The organism is Planococcus sp. CP5-4_YE (assembly GCF_019042655.1).
In the GTDB taxonomy this organism is placed as follows: Bacteria; Bacillota; Bacilli; order Bacillales_A; family Planococcaceae; genus Planococcus.
In genome coordinates this window covers 88,589-105,613 of the sequence record NZ_JAHPZO010000009.1, presented here as the reverse complement: position 1 = coordinate 105,613, position 17,025 = coordinate 88,589, and the positions used below count along the sequence as shown (strand labels likewise).

Sequence of the window (17,025 nt, the reverse complement as noted above, 5' to 3'; positions counted from 1 at the left end):
TAGGCAAGATCCCCATGAACCTTGGATGGGCTGCGTATTTATGCGCGGCCATCCGGGGTTTTTGTTATTTTCCAGTATTTGAAGAAAGCTTCATAGTGTGACATTCTATGTTAAGCTCGAATAAATAAAGTTAAATATTGTCTATTGATAAGATTTGTAAGATTAATTTTCCAAAATAATGAAAATGAGAAATCTGACACTAATTGAGGTGCTTAATGATGGTGACATTTCGAGAATTGGAAATGTATAAGAATTTCGATGAACTGGCGGAAGATGTGATTGATTTGGCGAAAGAGATTTTACCGGATCAATTGTTTTGCTTAAGCTCGATCAGCGATACCCAGCAAATGATCCTCAAACTTTCGCAAAATGACACGGCCATCCCTGTAGAAGAAGGAATGGTGATCAACCTGGAGGATTCGCTGTGCAGCCGCGTGGATTTCAAGAACAAGCAGCCACTGGTCTATGAGGATGTCAAAGACGGACATGCACTGGGAGCGTTTGAAGAGAAGCTGGAAGCGGCCAATGTGCGCTCATATTTGGGGCTGCCGATTTCATTCGTCAATGGGGAGCGGTTCGGCACTTTATGCGCAGTGAATGATGAAAAAAGCCAGTTCGATGCAAAAAGCATCACTTTATTGCAGCGGATTGTGCGGATGTTTACCTATTACTTGGATCTCGAGCGTTTTGCTTATCGTGATTCGCTGACGGATCTATACAATCGCCATTTCCTCACACGGTTTTTTGAAGGGAATTCGAAAGCGGGAGGTGCGGTGTTCTTACTCGATCTGGACGGGTTCAAAAAGGTCAATGATTTATACGGCCATGACACGGGAGATGTGGTGTTGAAGGAAGTGGCCTCCAAGTTGCAGCGATTCACTGCAGATCATCCAGATGCTTTGGCGATCCGTCTTGGCGGGGATGAGTTTCTGGTATGTTTTACCGAGCCAGCAAATGCCGCGGAATTGAGCGAACGGGCAGACGGGCTGCTCGACAGCTTGAGTGATTGGGAAGCCGATTATCCGCTGTCGGCGAGCATCGGCATTGCCCAATATGTGGCCGGTGGGGATTGCAACTTGAAAGAACTTCTTCAACAAGCAGACCAAGCGTTGTATCAGTCGAAAAAAAGCAGGGAAGAACCGCTATACTTTCTATTAAGTTCAAAATTAAGCGTTTTGAGGAGTGGGGACATTGGCTGAACTCAATCAACTGCAATCAGTCTTTAAGCAATCGGAATATCAATTGGCGAATCATGGCTCACGCAATGTTGGCGTATTGAAAAAAGCTTTTGAAGAAATTGCTGATGACGTTGAAAGTGACTTGTATGGAACCGGACAAGTCATTGAAGATTTTCAGGAGAAGATGGCGGCGTTTTTAGGAAAAGAGACGGCAGTCTTTTTCCCGAGCGGCACGATGGCCCAGCAGATTGCGCTGCGGATCTGGTGCGATGATAAAGGACTGAAGCGAGTGGCGTACCACCCGCTTAGCCACTTGGAAATCCACGAAGAAGACGGGTTGAAGGAATTGCATGGCATCGAATCGGTGTATTTGACAGACCCGGACCGTGTCGTTGAGTTGAAAGATGTCGCAGAGTTGGAAGAAGAGGTGGCGGTAGTGCTGCTGGAATTGCCGCAGCGCGAAATCGGCGGGCAATTGCCAAGTTTCGAGACGCTGGAACAAATCTCGCGCTATTGCCGCGAGCACCAGATCAAGCTTCATCTCGACGGCGCCCGCTTGCTGGAAGTTACTCCTTATTACGAAAAGTCCGCAGCGGAAATTTGTGCTTTATTCGATAGCGTCTATTTATCCTTATACAAAGGCATCGGCGGAATTGCCGGCGCCATCCTGGCTGGGGACGAAGCTTTCACAAAGCAATCGAAAGTGTGGGAAAGGCGGCATGGGGGCGATTTGATCAGCCTCTATCCGTATATCATCTCAGCCGATTATTATTTCGACCAGCGCTCCGGGAAGATGGGGCAGTATTTCGAAGCTGCGAAGCGAGTGGCGGCGCTCTTTAATTCCTGTCAGGGCGTTGCGACTTTGCCGGAAGTGCCGGTTTCGAATATGTTCCATGTCCATTTCGCGCATTCTAAAGAAGAAATAGAACCGGTCATCATGGAGCTTGAGCAAGAAACAGGGATCGGCATCACCAGTTATCTGAAGGAAGTGGACAGCGGCTCCTGTTATTTTGAAGTGTCGATGGGGGACGAGTACGCAGAAATACCAGCAGATTTGGTTCAAGAAGCGTTCAAGCGATTGGATCAAAAGATGAAAGAACAGTTCAGTGAATAAAAGCTCGGATATTCAGCCCTTCCAGTCAATCTGCGGATTGCGGGAAGGGCTTTTGCGTTCAAGCGGAAGCAGGAGCGCCTCTCTTTCCACAGCGCGCGGAATCGTGTAAACTGTATAAGGTTAAGAAAAGCTAGCGAGACGTAGTGAACCATTTGATATTTTTGCATTCTTACTATAGATGACAGTGAATTTTTGGGTGAAGAAATGCTTCATCCCGTAAGGAAAGGATTGGAATTGAGTTATGAAAGAGAATTTTTGGCGTGAATTGCCGAAGCCATTTTTTGTATTGGCGCCGATGGAAGATGTGACGAATGTGGTGTTTCGCCATGTCGTAGCGGCAGCGGCGAGCCCTGACGTGTATTTCACGGAGTTTACGAATACGGAAAGCTATTGCCACCCGGAAGGCATCCACAGCGTGCGTGGGCGCTTGACGTTCACGGAAGATGAACAGCCGATCGTCGCCCATATTTGGGGTAACAAGCCCGAGCATTTCCGCGAGATGAGCATTGGCATGGCGGCGCAAGGCTTTAAAGGCATCGACATCAATATGGGTTGCCCGGTGCCGAACGTTGCCGCTAAAGGAAAAGGCAGCGGCTTGATCAATTATCCGGACAACGCGGCGGAAATTATCCAAGCAGCGAAAATGGGCGGCTTGCCAGTCAGCGTCAAGACGCGCCTCGGCTATACAAATGTCGACGAATGGAAAGGCTGGTTGCGCCATGTCTTGGAACAAGACATCGCCAACTTATCGATTCATTTGCGCACGAAAAAGGAAATGAGCGCAGTGCCGGCGCATTGGGAACTCATCCCTGAGATCAAAGCGCTGCGTGATGAAGTGGCGCCGGATACTTTGATTACCATCAACGGTGACATCCCGGACCGCAAGACCGGCCAGGAGCTGGCGGATAAATACGGCATCGACGGCGTCATGATCGGGCGCGGCATTTTCCATAACCCGTTCGCTTTCGAAGAAGAACCGAAAGAGCACAGCACAGAGGAATTGTTCGACCTGTTGCGCCTGCATTTGGATCTCCACGATAAATACTCGACGGAAACCGAGCCAATCGCCTTCAAGCCATTGCGCCGTTTCTTCAAAATTTATGTGCGCGGCGTACGCGGTGCGGGTGAACTCCGCAACGATTTGATGCACACCGAGACGACCGACGAAGTGCGCGCTTTGCTGGATGCATTCCAGCTGGCCGCTGCAGAGAGCGAAAACCATAGCTCGGTGGGCATTTAACTTTCGCCTTCTGTTATGTAATTTGCACACAAATAGAGTAAGCCGCTGAAACTATAGTTTTCAGCGGCTTTTTTGTATTGTTTTTTGAAACTCTTTGGAAAGGAAAAGGCAGAAAATGAGTTGACTTTCAGAAATTAGTAAAGTAAGCTTTACGTAAAGCCAGCTTTACTTTTTGAGAGGAAGTAATAACGATATGCAGAACGTCATTAAAGAAAAACGCGCTGAGCACAACATCACCCAAGAGCAATTATCCATCTTGCTGAGTGTATCCAGGCAAACAGTCATATCTCTTGAGAAGGGAAAATATAAGCCCTCTCTTGTACTCGCCCATAAGCTCGCTCAAGTTTTTGAATGCCATATTGAAGATTTATTTCAATTCGAAGGGGATGAAAACATTGAATGAAACAATGAATCATTTAATCGGTCTCGGTGGATTGGTTTTTGGGGTTTTCAGCGGCTTGGCTGCGTATTTCATTGCCAGGCACAATATGAAGAAAAAACGTCAATTGGACGAACGTTATCAAAACATCCACGTAAATGCACGATCATCTGCATGGATCGCGACGTCTGTCTTTATTGTTATTGCGTGGGCAGCCATTATTATGGTGGAAGGAGCTTCTTTTGCCTTTTTCGTCATGACCTTTCTCTATATCGCTCATTGCATAGCTTATGGAGTGACCAGTTTTCAACAAGCTAAACTGCATTAGGAACGTCTCTCAATCAAATAGTCTGGCCTCTTTTTCGATTATCCCCGGCAATCGATGGATTAATAGGCGGCGTTTTGACTTCAGGCGCGAAAGCAGGATGGCGGCAGATTGTGGTTCAACTGGTTGTTTACGTTTCGATCAGCTTCTGTTCGCCCGCAGACCTGGATAAAGAATACAACAGTTCTTCTCCAGGCGTGCTATAATAGATGACTTAAGACAACAATGTTTTGTCCTAAGGCAAAGGATGCCCGAAAGCTTCCAGCCAATCCTAAATTGAGGTGTAACAGAATGAATAAACGATGGACGATCGATAAAATCCGGACATTCGTCAACAACAATTCCGACAGCAAGTTGTTGTCGACGGAATACCACGGATTCTCCCAAAAGCTGTTGTTCAAATGCGCATGCGGCAATAACTTCGAGAAGACCTTCACGAAGTTCAACAAGAACAACCAGCGCAAATGCGACACATGCCAGCCGCCAAAAGCACCGCGCGGGCAGGAACAATAAGAAAACGCCAATCCCCATCACAAGGGATTGGCGTTTTCTTATTGCCCAAAAATATGGTCAAAGAAGAGATCGATGCAGCTTCTGATGCGAAAAGTTAAAAAAGTACAGATGATGTTAAAAGAGTGCTAGTGAAAGCGCTATCATTTAAGTTTTCAGAATTTATACTTAAGAAGTAATTACTTATATTTACAAAGGGAGAGGGGAAATAATATGAAAAAGAATGTTAAAGGGTTTTTGCTGCTGACGATTCTGGTGTTGTTCGCTTTGGCTTTAACCGCATGCAATAGCGAAGGAGATGCGGATTCAGTATCGGGTTCAGGCTCTGGGGTGGATGTCGGAATCGTCTTGCCGACAAAAGATGAGCCGCGTTGGGTGCAGGATGAGCAACGCTTTAAAGATGCACTTGCGGAATCAGATTACTCAACTGAAATTCTCTTCAGCCAAGGGTCTTCAGCTAAAGAAAAAGAGAACGTTGAAGCTTTATTGAACAAAGGCATCAAAGTATTGATCATCACGCCTCATGACGGGGCTGCAGCAGCAGCTGCTGTAGAAGCTGCAAAAGCGGATGACGTAACGGTTATTGCGTATGACCGTTTGATCACCGATACGGATGCAGTTGATTACTACGTAACTTTCGATTCATTGGCAGTAGGGGCAGCACAAGCCCAGTATTTGATCGATAACGCAGAAGGCTCTGATATCCCGTTGTACTTGTATGCAGGAGCTTCTTCAGATAACAACGCGTTCTTGTTCTTCCAAGGCGCGTGGGAAGTGCTTCAGCCGAAAATCGCTGACGGCACATTCAAAATTGCCAACTCCAGCGAAGCGGAAGCTTTGTCTGACACGAAAGAATTGGACCGCGACCAGTTGAGCAAAATCATCGGCCAGGTCACTACGAACTGGGATCCAAACGAATCCAAGAACAAAGCACAGACGCATTTGACTTCAGTAGGTGAAGACATGAAAGGCGATGTAGCGATTTTGGCGCCGAACGATGGCACGGCACGCTCGATTGCAGACGTGTTCGGATCGGATTCTGCTGTGACGGATTACACGATCACAGGACAGGATGCTGAGAAAGCGTCAATCCAATATGTCATCGACGAGAAACAATCGATGACGGTCTTCAAAGATGTCCGCACACTAGTACAAGATGCAATGGGCATGGCAGTCGAAGTGTTGGACGGCAACGAACCGGAAACAACAGGTTCTTACGATAACGGAGCAGGCGAAGTGAAAGCGAAACAGACGGACGTTATCGTAGTCGATAAAGAAAATGTGAAATCCGAATTAATCGACACAGAATATTACGAAGCAAGCGAGTTCACAGGCATCGAGTAAAAACAATAGGACACAGGAATAGTGATAGCGCTGTCTATCACTATTTCTCCATTCCTTGAGGCTTTTTGTAGGGGAGGCGAAGAAATGAGCGACTATATTTTAGAGATGAACGGCATTTCGAAAGAGTTTACGGGAATCAAAGCGCTGGATGACGTCAATTTCAAAGTCGAACGCGGAGAAATCCATTGCTTGATCGGCGAGAACGGGGCAGGGAAGTCAACGCTCATGAAAGTGCTAAGTGGCGTATATCCCTATGGTACATATGAAGGGGACATCGTCTTCGAAGGGGAAGTCCAACGGTTCAATGAAATCAACGATAGCGTCAAAGCCGGAATTGCCATCATCTATCAAGAGCTGGCGCTGTTTCCGGATCTGACGGTCTACGAGAACATTTTTGCCGGAAACGAAATCCGGAAAGGCCCGTTCGTGGATTGGAATGAAACGATTGTCCAGTCGGCGAAGATGCTGAAAAAGGTCAAATTGAATGTCGACCCGGAAACCTTGATCAAAGACCTCGGGGTGGGCAAACAGCAATTGGTGGAAATCGCCAAGACTTTGAGCAAGGACGTCAAACTGCTGATTCTCGATGAGCCGACCGCTGCCTTGAACGAGAATGACAGCGAGAACTTATTGGAGCTATTGAAAGAATTAAGATCGCAAGGAATCACCTGCATCATGATTTCCCATAAATTAAAAGAAGTCATTTCGATCGCCGATAAAGCGACCATCTTGCGGGACGGAAAAACGATTGTCACCTTGGATGCGCATAAAGGTGAAATATCCGAGAGTGTCATCATCAAAAATATGGTAGGCCGTGAAATCGCGGATATTTACCCGAAACGCTTGGATCATGAATTCGGCGGGACAGTACTCGAGTTGAACGATTGGTCGGCATATGACACTCAGCTCGGCCGCCACGTCGTGAAAAAGGCGAATATCCAAGTGAAGCAAGGCGAGATCATCGGCATCGCCGGACTGATGGGTTCGGGGCGAACAGAACTTGCGCTCAGCATGTTCGGCAATCCGAAAAAATACAAAGTGGAAGGCGATATGCAGGTCAATGGCCAGAAAGTTCAATTTAAGCATACAAGCGATGCCATCAAAGCGGGAATCGCTTATGTGACCGAAGACCGCAAAGGCAATGGTTTGTTCTTGATCAATGACATCAAGAACAATATCACAGCGGCCCATCTGAAAGGAATCTCGCAAAGCGGTGTGCTGAACTTGAACGAAGAAGTGAAAGTCGGTTCTGAGTACAGGCAATCGATGCAAATAAAAACCAGTTCGCTTGAATTGGCAGTCGGCAAGCTGAGCGGCGGCAACCAGCAGAAAGTATCGCTCGGCAAATGGCTGTTTACGGGTCCGAAAATCCTGATCCTCGATGAACCGACACGGGGAATCGATGTCGGGGCGAAATTCGAGATCTACACGATCATGAATGAACTGATCAAGCAGGGCATGAGCATTATCATGATTTCTTCTGAATTGAACGAAATCATCGGCATGAGCGACCGCATCTACGTGATGGCGGAAGGCGCAATTACTGGAGAATTGTCGAGAGAAAATACGACACAAGAAGCCATTATGGAATTGGCAACGCAATAGGGGGCAGATATTTATGAGTATTTTTAATGAAGCGCGCTTTCTGATCAAAACAAATATCCGCGATTACGGCATGTACATCGCATTGTTCGTCATCATGCTGACATTTTCGGTAATGACGGACGGCTTGTTCATGTCATCGCGAAATATCAGCAACTTGCTCGATTCAGCCGGCTATATCGCAGTACTGGCAGTCGGCATGACGCTCATCATCGTTATCCGCCACATCGATTTATCGGTCGGCTTTGTCGCCGGCTTCCTCGGCGCTGTGGCGGCGATTTTCCTGACGCAGATGGGGTTGTCGGTGTGGATCGTTATTCCGATTGTCTTGGTGTTCGGGATTATCATCGGCTTGTTCAATGGCTTTTTGGTCGCGAAAATCGGCATTCCGTCGTTTGTCGCGACACTGGCCGGCATGCTCATTTTCCGCGGGGCTTTGCTCAATGTCACGGAATCGACAGGCACCATCATCGTCAACGATGATTTGTTCAACGCACTGGGCAATGGCTTCATCCCATCGCTCGTAGAAGTAAACGGCCTTCATTTGCTGTCGGTGCTTGTCGGGTTCGTCGGCATCGCCCTTTACATTTACAGCGAACTCTCCACACGCCGCAATAAAGTGAAATACGGCTTCGATGTAATTTCACTGCCGATCTTCATTCTTAAACTGGTTTTTGTTTCGTTCATCATCGGCTATATTACGTGGGTGCTGGCTGGATACAACGGATTCTCGTGGACGGTCGTCATCATGCTGCTCGTCGTGGTCATCTACCATTTCCTATCGACGAAAACCGTTCTTGGACGGAATATTTACGCAGTCGGGAGCAACCCGGAAGCGGCTCACTTGAGCGGCATCAACGTCACGAAAATCACCATGATCGTCTTCGGCTCAATGGGTATGCTCGCTGCTTTATCGGGTATCCTGTTTACGGCGCGCTTGCAATCGGCGACGACGACAGCGGGGACGTTGTTCGAGCTTGATGCCATCGCTGCAGCTTATGTCGGCGGGGTTTCTTCAGCCGGCGGTGTCGGCAAGGTCACCGGGGCCATTATCGGCGCGATCGTTATGGCTTCCTTGTCGAGCGGCATGAACTTGCTCGGCGTCGGCATTTCCTATCAGTATATGATTCGCGGAGGAGTGTTGGCCGCAGCTGTTATTTTCGATGTCATGACACGCAAGCAGCGCGGGTAACTTCATTACAGACAAGCACCTTCGCTGATAAAGGAAAGCGTTTCTAGAGTGTTAAGAAAGTCTATAAACTGCTACAAATTAGAATGGAGATGCTTTTCTCCGCATTCAAAAATCAATGAATTGTCTAAGTGTTTGGAGAAGTGTTTGCTCGACTCCTGTGGGGCTAGCGGGTTTGAGAGACCCCGCAGGCAATGAATGAGTGAAGCTGTGCTGAGCACATTCATTTGCGATGCTCGAACGTAGTGAGAGTTGAGCAACGCTTTAGTGACGAGGAGGCTCGATTCCCGCCCCACGGAAAGCGAGCAATAAACTTCGGAAAATACGAGTTTCAAGCACCTTCAAAAACGAAGGTGCTTGTTTCTATATAGTCCGTATTGCGAATCTTCCGACAGGTGGTAAGATGGGAACAGTTTAGTCGCGAAAAGGGGAGCGAACCGTGAGAAGAAAAGTCATCTTTGTGCTGTGCTCATTATGTGCTGTGCTCGGTTTTTTTACTGTGCTGTCTGTCAACAAAGTCCTGAACTCTGAATGGGAGCTGCCATCAGCCGTCAGCAGCGACCAGGAGCGCCAGCGGATTGTGCTTATCACCCAGGAATTGGATACGCCGTTTTGGAAATTGGTGGGACAAGGCGCTGCCAATCAGGCAGAAAGGGAAGATGTCGGTTTTGAATTATGGGGAAGCTACGGCAAAAACCAGGAAGATTTCCTGAAGCAAGTAGAAATCGCGCTTCATTCGAAAGTGGACGGGGTCATCGTACAAGGCAATGACACCGATGAATTCCAGCAATTGGCGCGCATCAAAGCCGCCTCCTATGGCATCCCGATCATCACAGTCGCAAATGACGTGCCTGTCGAGAAAAGCTTGCGCAAAACCTATGTGGGCTCGGACCATTACGCAGCCGGTGAGTTGCTGGTGAAGCAATTGGTCGACGATATGGGCAAATCAGGAGAAATTGTCCTGCTTGGCGATGCTGAACTGGAATACAGCGAGCGCCTGCGCTTGGACGGTATGCAAGACAACCTGGAACAATACGCCGGGATCCGCTCCACCTATATAGAAAGCGGGTCTTCTGACGAAGAGGCGGCAGATGCGGCCCAGCAAGCGCTGAATGAGCATCCAAATGTCGATGCGTTCATCTTGCTCGATATCCGCCAAGCCCGCGTAATCATGCAGGAAATCAGTAGCCGCACCGAACTCGAGCCTTTCTATCTCTACTCGTTCGATGACGGTTCGGAGGCTTCGGCGCTGTTAACGGAAGGAAAGCTCGATGCCATCATCGAACAATCGCCGGAAGAGATGGGGGAGAAAAGCGTCGAAATGATGATGAAGTGGCTTCGCAATGAAGTCGTGCCCCTCGATTCTGCTGGGTATGTAACGGATATCCGCATTGTGGAAGGAAAGGGTGAATTGCCGTGAATACAATCCAAAAAAAGATTTGGATGCTCGCGGGAATCGTCATCGTCATGATGTTTGCGATTTGGCTGGCATTGACGTTTTATAACCAGAAAATGCAGGACCAATACAATGACATTTTGCAGCGCTATTTGCAGATGAACGAAGTGACCGCATCCAGCCAGCAGACGGTAACCAATTTGAACGATTATCTATCCAATCCGACAGCCCGTTCAGCGAATACGCTCGCGTCCAGTCAGCAACGGCTGCAGGATGCCCAGTCGTCGCTGCTCGAATTGCGCAACGCGGACAATGAATTTTCATTGACCAATTACAGCAATATGATCGAAAGTTTCACGGAAACTGTGGAGCGTTCTACGGTTTTCAGTGAACAAGGCGAAAACGACACCGCACTAAGCGAATTCACGGAAGCGAACCGCATGTCGGTCTATATTTCCGAAATGACCTTATCGATTTTCAATTCCGAACTCAGGACCTATGAACGCTTTTACCGGGACATTATCCGGCAATCACAGGAATTGAACACGATGGGCATCTTGCTGTTATCGCTCACGAGCGTCTTATTGTTATTGTTCACCTATTTGTTTTCCTTAAGCATCACCAAGCCGGTCCATCAATTGACGAAAGCGGCAAACGAACTGGCCAAAGGGCGCTTCGACCAGCCAATCCGCGTGAATTCCAATGACGAAATTTCCTTTTTGGCGAAAACCTTCGATCATATGCGTGTGAACATCAATAAACTGATTTTGGAAATTCAGCAGAAAGCCCAAGTGGAAAGTGAATTGCAGGAAAGCCAATTGCTGCTGCAGCAAAGCCAGATGCGCCACCTGCAAAGCCAAATCAATCCGCATTTTTTATTCAATACCTTGAACACCTTATCGAAAAAAGCCTATTTGGACGGGGCCGAAGATACGAGCGATCTATTGGTCAGCGTCGCCGGTTTGCTGCGCTATAATCTGAAGCGCCTCGACCATACCGTGACGCTCGAGGAAGAAGCTCATGTACTGACGCAGTATATGGATATCCAAAAAGCCCGTTTCAGCGACCGCTTGACCTTTCATATCGACCTGGATCAATCGGCTTTATTGTATCAAATGCCGAGCCTGACGCTTCAGCCGCTCATCGAAAATGCCGTGATCCATGGCATCGAGCCGAAAGAAGACGATGGTGAAATCTGGTTCCGCATTAAAGACGAAACCCAGTATATACGCATTGAAATTGAAGACAACGGCCAAGGGATGGATGGAAATAAAATAGAACAATTATTGAAAGGCGGCATCACTCCACAGGAAGGGCATGCGACGGGAATCGGTTTTTCCAATGTCGCGAAACGGCTCCAGCTATTCTATGGCAGCGATAATGTCGTTGAAATTGAAAGCATGCCGCAATGTGGAACGAAAATCATTTTGAAATTGCCAAAAGTAATGGAGGTTGAAAGCTATGTTTAAGCTCCTGCTCGTGGATGACGAACCGATCGAACGTGAAGGCATGAAAGCGATCCTGGAGCGTTCATTCCAGGGAATAGAGATCAAACAAGCGAAAAATGGCAAGATGGCTGTGGAACTTGCAGCTGACTGGCAACCGGATATCATCTTTATGGACATCATGATGCCGATCATGACAGGCTTGGAGGCAATCGAACAGATCCGCCGGGTTAACCAGGAAATCGAGTTCGTCATGATGACGGCATTCGATACTTTTGATTATGCTCAGCAAGCGATTAAATTGGGCGTGAAAGACTATTTGCTAAAACCGAGCAAAGCGGGCGAAATCGTTGCCATTACCGAGAAATTGTTCAGCCATTTAAAAAAGAAAGCGCAGCAATCGGCTGAAAGCGAGCAGCGGCAAAGCGCCTTGCAAAAAGCAATGGCCGTCGTGGAAATGGATATCGTTACGCAATTATTATTTGACCAAGTACAGGATATGCACATCGATTTGCTGGTGGAGATGAAAGGAACCAAGCCGGCAAAAGAGAAATTCGTCATGACCATTGCCGTCCCGAAAGGCGCAGAAGAACTTTCCCATAAAATCAAACGGGAAATCAGCGAAACCACTCATATTTGGGCGGGGCCTTGCTACGATAAACAATTGCCGATCATCGTCTTCCGCGACCCTGCGCATTCGTTCCGCTCCCAGGCGATCACGCTCGCCAATCGGATTTTAACGGCATCGGGCAAGCGCGAGCAGTGCTTTGTCGGGATTGGGCCGGTATGCGATTCACTGGGGCAGGTGCGGGATTCTTACCAGAAATCATTGCTCGCCATGATGGATTTAACGGTTCCTTCGCGTTACCGTTTTTATTCAGCGGATCTCGAACCGATCAGCTCCCATGACCCGACGCTCATTAAGCAGCGGGAAAAGAGAATGGCTGATTGCGTCCGGCTCGGCGAGTGGGAAGCGGTCGAAGAAATCGTGACCGGGTTGATCCGGCAGTCGGAGCGGGCAGGCGAAAATGTCCTCAGAACCCAGCAGCGCTCGCTTGAATTATTATGGCTTTCGAGCCGAATCATGGCTGAATCCGGTATCGAGACGGAAGCGCCTTATTACGCGATCCCGGCACAAGACTATCGTCAATTGACGTTGGAAACCTCAGAGTTAATCGCAATGTTGAAGCAGCATTATGCCATGCATTTCAGCCGGCTGGAATTCGATAAGATCCATAAAATCAAGCAATTCATCACCGAGCATTCCCATGAAGATATTTCATTGGAAGTGCTGGCGAGAAAAGTGGATTTGAGCCCGATCTATATCAGCAAATTGTTCAAGGAAAAACTGGGCATCAATTACATCGACTTTCTGACAGAATGCCGGATGGGAAAAGCCAAGAAGCTATTGGCGGATCCGGAAATCAGCTTGAAGACCATTGCCCTGGAAGTCGGATACCACGAACCCAATTATTTCAGCAAAGTCTTTAAGAAAATGAATGAACTGTCCCCGACTGAATACCGCCTGAACCTGCTGAATTCGGGGCGCACGCAAGGAATCAGCACATGAAGCGGCTGTTGTGGCTAGTATTGCTGATGAGCGCGAGCGTTTGGCTTACGGCGTGCCAGGAGGATGCCAAGCTGCCGGAAAAAAGCGTGTTTAAGGAAGACGACAAGGCACAAGACGAAGAACCGCTGAAAATCGGCTTTGCAATGGACACTTTGAAAGAAGAGCGCTGGCTGAAAGACCGGGAATTATTCGAACAAGCCATCGAATCGCGCGGATTGGAAGTGGAGATTGCGGCAGCGAATGGGGATGATGCGTTGCAAATCGCCCAAGCCGAAGAGATGATCCAAGAAGGCATCGATTTACTCGTCATCGTGCCGCATAACGCTGAAGCGACAGCGGCGATCGTGCACAAAGCGCACGGCGCAGGCATCAAAGTCATCGCTTACGACCGGCTCGTGAAAAATGCGGAAATCGATTTATACGTCTCCTTCGATAATGAAAAAGTGGGGGAGCTGCAAGCTGAGAAAATGCTGGAATTGGTTCCGGAAGGCAATTATGTCTATATCGGCGGCGCTCCGACAGACAATAACGCGCATCTGCTGAAAAAAGGGGTGTTTGATGTACTGCAGCCGGCGATCGAACGCGGCGACATCAACATCATTTACGATGAGTGGACAGAGGATTGGGCGCCGGAACAAGCCTTTGCCCATATGTCACAGGCACTCGAAATCAACGGCAATCAAATCGATGCCGTCATTGCAGCAAATGATGCGACGGCCGGTGGGGCGATCGAAGCGCTTGCGCAGCAAGGGTTGGCTGGGTCCGTTCCGGTCGCAGGGCAGGATGCCGAACTGGCAGCTGTCCAGCGGATCGTCAACGGAACGCAATCGCTGACCGTCTACAAACCAATCCAGCAATTGTCCGAACGCGTCGCAGCGCTTGCCGTGGAATTAGCAGAAGGAAACGAGATCGAACCGACCGTCAGCATCAATAACGGGAAAAGCGAAGTGCCCGCTGTATTGCTCGAACCCATTGCAGTCAACAACGATAATATTCGAGATACGCTCATTGCGGACGGGTTTCATTTGGAGCAAGACATATATGCAAATGAATAAGCAGGCAACAGAAATTTTGAGGAAACCCAAGATCTTCGGCTCGGGTAATAGCATGGCCAGTAACGCCTGCTTATCGAATAAACAAATAGAATGGCCGGACGGCACCACCTTTCGATTCCAGAAAGGCGGTGCTTTTTTGATGAGTCAGAGAGTTCGTCAAAAAACTGGATTCTCTACGAAAACTTTCTATCTACGCCGAAAAGCTATACAATTCAGAATAGAATATCAATTAAATGGGGAGGGGACTTTATGGAGCAAGGGCGAAAATCATGTTGTGCGCCCAGAAGAGCAGTTGAAGAAGCCGAAATTTCAAATCGAACAAATGGAGCTGGCATTGCCCGTCCAAAAGCGGGCATTCGCTTTCCGGAAAAAATGAATTGGATAGAAGGCGGACACTTCTTGATGGGAACCGATGACACGGATGGAATCCAGCAAGACCGAGAAGGCCCTGTCAGAGAATGCAAAGTGGAAACGTTCCTGCTTGATCGCTATGCAGTGACAAATGAGGAATTCATGCATTTTGTCAAAGAGACGGGCTATAGGACGGAAGCGGAAAAATTCGGCTGGTCGTTTGTCTTTTATCAATTGATTCCGCCGCGTGCGGCGCTGGAAGTTCAGCAAGTCGCATCGACGCCTTGGTGGTATGCAGTTGGCCAGGCAGTTTGGTTTCGACCGGAAGGCCCGCAATCATCTATTTCAGAACGCATGGACCATCCCGTCGTTCATATAAGCTGGAACGATGCACAAGCTTTTTGCCAATGGGCAGGCAAACGGTTGCCGACGGAAATCGAGTGGGAATATGCAGCTCGCGGAGGGTTGGAGCAAAAGAAATATCCATGGGGAGACGAATTGGCACCGGACGGCAAACATCGTTGCAATATTTGGCAAGGGACGTTTCCGACTGTTAACACCGAGGCAGATGGCTTTCTCGGTACAGCTCCTGCACAGTCGTTTCCCGTGAATGGCTATGGCCTTTTTAATATGTCCGGAAATGTGTGGGAATGGTGCCAAGATCTATTCGAAAAGAATACACAAACGGGAAATGCCGCTCGCTCGGTGCGCGGCGGGTCGTACTTATGCCACGAATCATACTGCAACCGTTACCGCGTAGCTGCCCGGACATCGAATACGATGGACAGTTCGTCGGGGAATATTGGATTCAGGTGTGCCGCACAATGAATGGCACTTGTTAATAAGGAGGAGATTGTTTAATGGAAAAGCTCAATATTTTGATGATCATCTCGCATGACACTGGCCGTCATTTAGGCAGTTATGGACGTAAAGTTGAAACTCCAGAACTCGACGCAATAGCAGCTGAAGGCTTTCAGTTCGACAATTATTTTTGTGCGCAGCCCCAATGCAGCCCAAGCCGCGGCAGCATCCTCACGGGAAAATACGGGCACAACCACGGGCTGGTCGGCCTGACCCATTTAGGACATACGATGAAAAAGGGAGTCAAGACCATCCCTTCCGAAATGAAGAAAGCGGGATATGAAACATTCCTGTTCGGCTTTTTCCATGAATCGATTGACGGCATCTATAAAGGCGAGCAATTGGGTTACGATCATGTCGTCGAAGTGCCCGGCAATGCGGCCGCGAAAGTGACAGAAAAAGTGGAGGATTTTCTCACTAGGCGTACAGCTGCAAAAAGTGAACTACCGTTTTATGCTTCGGTCGGTTTTGAGGAAACGCATCGGCCGTTTGACCATTTTGAGCCGGATTCACCCGACACTGTAGAAGTGCCGCCTTATTTACCGGATACGGAAAAGACCCGTGAAGATATCGCGCATTTTCAAGGTTCTGTCAAAGAACTGGACCGGGCAGTCGGGCGCATCCGGAAAGTACTGAAAGAAACAGGCCTGGAGAAAAATACATTGCTCATTTATACGACGGACCACGGCATCGCCTTCCCGAGAGCGAAAGGAACGTTATTGGATGCGGGGCTGGAGACGGCGCTGCTTATGAAATTTCCGGAAGACATGATGAAGCAGAACAACAAGCAAAAGGAATTGCTTTGCAATGTCGATCTCATGCCGACTTTACTCGAAATAGCGGGGGGTGAAGCACTGGAAGACATCGATGGTTATAGTTTTTTGCCTTTATTAACCCGAGGGAAATATGAACAGCGGGATCATTTTTTCTGTGAATTGACTTGGCATGACCGTTATCATCCGATGAGGGGAATCCGTACCACGCAATATAAATATATCCGGAATTTTGAAGCGGGACCTTCAGTCTATTTGCCTTACGATATTTACTCGAGTTTATCCGGAGAAGAAGTGAGGGAAGAGTATTCAAAACCCAATGCACAAGAGGAGCTGTATCAATTAGATAGCGATCCGTTGGAGCAAAAAAACTTGGCTGGCGAACAGGCGCATCAAGATGTCCTGAGGGAGCTGAGAGAAAAAGTAGCGAGCTGGATGGAACGGACAAAAGACCCTTTATTGGATGGGCCAATACCGGGAATAGAGGCGAAAGAATGGCAGAAAGAAAAATAAACGACAGCCATGAATGCTGAGAAATGGAACGGAAATTCCAGATTTAACAGACTTTTGTTGAAGGTCATCCATTGACTATTAAAAAAGCAAGAATTATACTAAATGAAAGCGCTTAATATTCAGAAAAATATAATAACAGATGCGCACTGCCAATTGATAAGATGGTAAGGTTCACAGGCG

Annotated in this window: 16 protein-coding genes; all 16 read left to right on the top strand. The window is 48.1% G+C overall.

Features of this window, described 5'->3' with window-relative positions; all coding sequences use genetic code 11:
• Positions 1-218: 218 nt before the first annotated feature.
• The 16 genes from KTG14_RS11695 to KTG14_RS11625 all read left to right on the top strand — a co-directional run bounded on the left by KTG14_RS11695 (position 219) and on the right by KTG14_RS11625 (position 16,845).
• A complete protein-coding gene (locus tag KTG14_RS11695; RefSeq protein WP_254178128.1) occupies positions 219-1,199 on the top strand; it encodes a sensor domain-containing diguanylate cyclase in 981 nt (326 codons plus the stop codon).
• Positions 1,192-2,292 carry a threonine aldolase family protein gene (locus KTG14_RS11690; RefSeq protein ID WP_216971114.1) on the top strand — a complete coding sequence of 367 codons (1,101 nt, stop codon included), beginning with the start codon at positions 1,192-1,194 and terminating at the stop codon, positions 2,290-2,292. Before KTG14_RS11695 ends, KTG14_RS11690 begins: the two co-directional genes overlap by 8 nt.
• A 241-nt stretch (positions 2,293-2,533) precedes the next feature.
• Positions 2,534-3,532, top strand: coding sequence for a tRNA dihydrouridine synthase (locus KTG14_RS11685; protein WP_216971113.1), 999 nt, complete (start codon positions 2,534-2,536; stop codon positions 3,530-3,532).
• A gap of 193 nt (positions 3,533-3,725) precedes the next feature.
• Positions 3,726-3,935, top strand: coding sequence for a helix-turn-helix transcriptional regulator (locus KTG14_RS11680; RefSeq protein WP_216971112.1), 210 nt, complete (start codon positions 3,726-3,728; stop codon positions 3,933-3,935).
• Positions 3,850-4,239, top strand: a complete 390-nt coding sequence (locus KTG14_RS11675; protein ID WP_308462031.1) for a DUF4080 domain-containing protein — start codon at positions 3,850-3,852, stop codon at positions 4,237-4,239. Before KTG14_RS11680 ends, KTG14_RS11675 begins: the two co-directional genes overlap by 86 nt.
• Before the next feature lie 288 nt (positions 4,240-4,527).
• Entirely contained in the window at positions 4,528-4,749 is a 222-nt protein-coding gene (locus tag KTG14_RS11670) for a hypothetical protein (RefSeq protein WP_058381746.1), read from the top strand.
• A gap of 210 nt (positions 4,750-4,959) precedes the next feature.
• On the top strand, positions 4,960-6,090 hold the full coding sequence (locus tag KTG14_RS11665; RefSeq protein ID WP_216971110.1) for a sugar ABC transporter substrate-binding protein: 1,131 nt from the start codon (positions 4,960-4,962) through the stop codon (positions 6,088-6,090).
• An 84-nt stretch (positions 6,091-6,174) separates the two neighbouring features.
• Positions 6,175-7,695 carry a sugar ABC transporter ATP-binding protein gene (locus tag KTG14_RS11660; RefSeq protein WP_216971109.1) on the top strand — a complete coding sequence of 507 codons (1,521 nt, stop codon included), beginning with the start codon at positions 6,175-6,177 and terminating at the stop codon, positions 7,693-7,695.
• A 13-nt stretch (positions 7,696-7,708) separates the two neighbouring features.
• Positions 7,709-8,884: a sugar ABC transporter permease gene (locus tag KTG14_RS11655; protein ID WP_216971108.1), complete on the top strand. Its 1,176-nt coding sequence runs from the start codon at positions 7,709-7,711 to the stop codon at positions 8,882-8,884.
• A gap of 436 nt (positions 8,885-9,320) precedes the next feature.
• Positions 9,321-10,301, top strand: coding sequence for a substrate-binding domain-containing protein (locus KTG14_RS11650; protein WP_216971107.1), 981 nt, complete (start codon positions 9,321-9,323; stop codon positions 10,299-10,301).
• Positions 10,298-11,746 carry a sensor histidine kinase gene (locus KTG14_RS11645; RefSeq protein WP_216971106.1) on the top strand — a complete coding sequence of 483 codons (1,449 nt, stop codon included), beginning with the start codon at positions 10,298-10,300 and terminating at the stop codon, positions 11,744-11,746. The genes KTG14_RS11650 and KTG14_RS11645 overlap by 4 nt, the downstream gene beginning before the upstream one ends.
• Positions 11,739-13,292, top strand: a complete 1,554-nt coding sequence (locus tag KTG14_RS11640; RefSeq protein WP_216971105.1) for a response regulator transcription factor — start codon at positions 11,739-11,741, stop codon at positions 13,290-13,292. Before KTG14_RS11645 ends, KTG14_RS11640 begins: the two co-directional genes overlap by 8 nt.
• Positions 13,289-14,347: a D-xylose ABC transporter substrate-binding protein gene (gene xylF / locus KTG14_RS11635; RefSeq protein WP_216971104.1), complete on the top strand. Its 1,059-nt coding sequence runs from the start codon at positions 13,289-13,291 to the stop codon at positions 14,345-14,347. Before KTG14_RS11640 ends, xylF begins: the two co-directional genes overlap by 4 nt.
• Positions 14,334-14,723 (top strand): hypothetical protein, encoded by a 390-nt coding sequence (locus tag KTG14_RS18025; RefSeq protein WP_308462033.1) that lies wholly within the window; start codon positions 14,334-14,336, stop codon positions 14,721-14,723. The genes xylF and KTG14_RS18025 overlap by 14 nt, the downstream gene beginning before the upstream one ends.
• A complete protein-coding gene (locus KTG14_RS11630; protein WP_308462032.1) occupies positions 14,654-15,526 on the top strand; it encodes a formylglycine-generating enzyme family protein in 873 nt (290 codons plus the stop codon). Before KTG14_RS18025 ends, KTG14_RS11630 begins: the two co-directional genes overlap by 70 nt.
• 32 nt (positions 15,527-15,558) lie before the next feature.
• Entirely contained in the window at positions 15,559-16,845 is a 1,287-nt protein-coding gene (locus KTG14_RS11625; protein WP_216971102.1) for a sulfatase family protein, read from the top strand.
• Positions 16,846-17,025 lie beyond the last annotated feature (180 nt).

Excerpts from the sequence above, each read along its gene's own strand:
- KTG14_RS11695 (WP_254178128.1), top strand. The coding sequence starts at position 219 with ATGGTGACATTTCGAGAATTGGAAATGTATAAGAATTTCGATGAACTG.
- KTG14_RS11685 (WP_216971113.1), top strand. The coding sequence starts at position 2,534 with ATGAAAGAGAATTTTTGGCGTGAATTGCCGAAGCCATTTTTTGTATTG.
- KTG14_RS11680 (WP_216971112.1), top strand. The coding sequence starts at position 3,726 with ATGCAGAACGTCATTAAAGAAAAACGCGCTGAGCACAACATCACCCAA.
- KTG14_RS11670 (WP_058381746.1), top strand. The coding sequence starts at position 4,528 with ATGAATAAACGATGGACGATCGATAAAATCCGGACATTCGTCAACAAC.
- KTG14_RS11665 (WP_216971110.1), top strand. The coding sequence starts at position 4,960 with ATGAAAAAGAATGTTAAAGGGTTTTTGCTGCTGACGATTCTGGTGTTG.
- KTG14_RS11660 (WP_216971109.1), top strand. The coding sequence starts at position 6,175 with ATGAGCGACTATATTTTAGAGATGAACGGCATTTCGAAAGAGTTTACG.
- KTG14_RS11655 (WP_216971108.1), top strand. The coding sequence starts at position 7,709 with ATGAGTATTTTTAATGAAGCGCGCTTTCTGATCAAAACAAATATCCGC.
- KTG14_RS11640 (WP_216971105.1), top strand. The coding sequence starts at position 11,739 with ATGTTTAAGCTCCTGCTCGTGGATGACGAACCGATCGAACGTGAAGGC.
- xylF (WP_216971104.1), top strand. The coding sequence starts at position 13,289 with ATGAAGCGGCTGTTGTGGCTAGTATTGCTGATGAGCGCGAGCGTTTGG.
- KTG14_RS18025 (WP_308462033.1), top strand. The coding sequence starts at position 14,334 with ATGCAAATGAATAAGCAGGCAACAGAAATTTTGAGGAAACCCAAGATC.
- KTG14_RS11625 (WP_216971102.1), top strand. The coding sequence starts at position 15,559 with ATGGAAAAGCTCAATATTTTGATGATCATCTCGCATGACACTGGCCGT.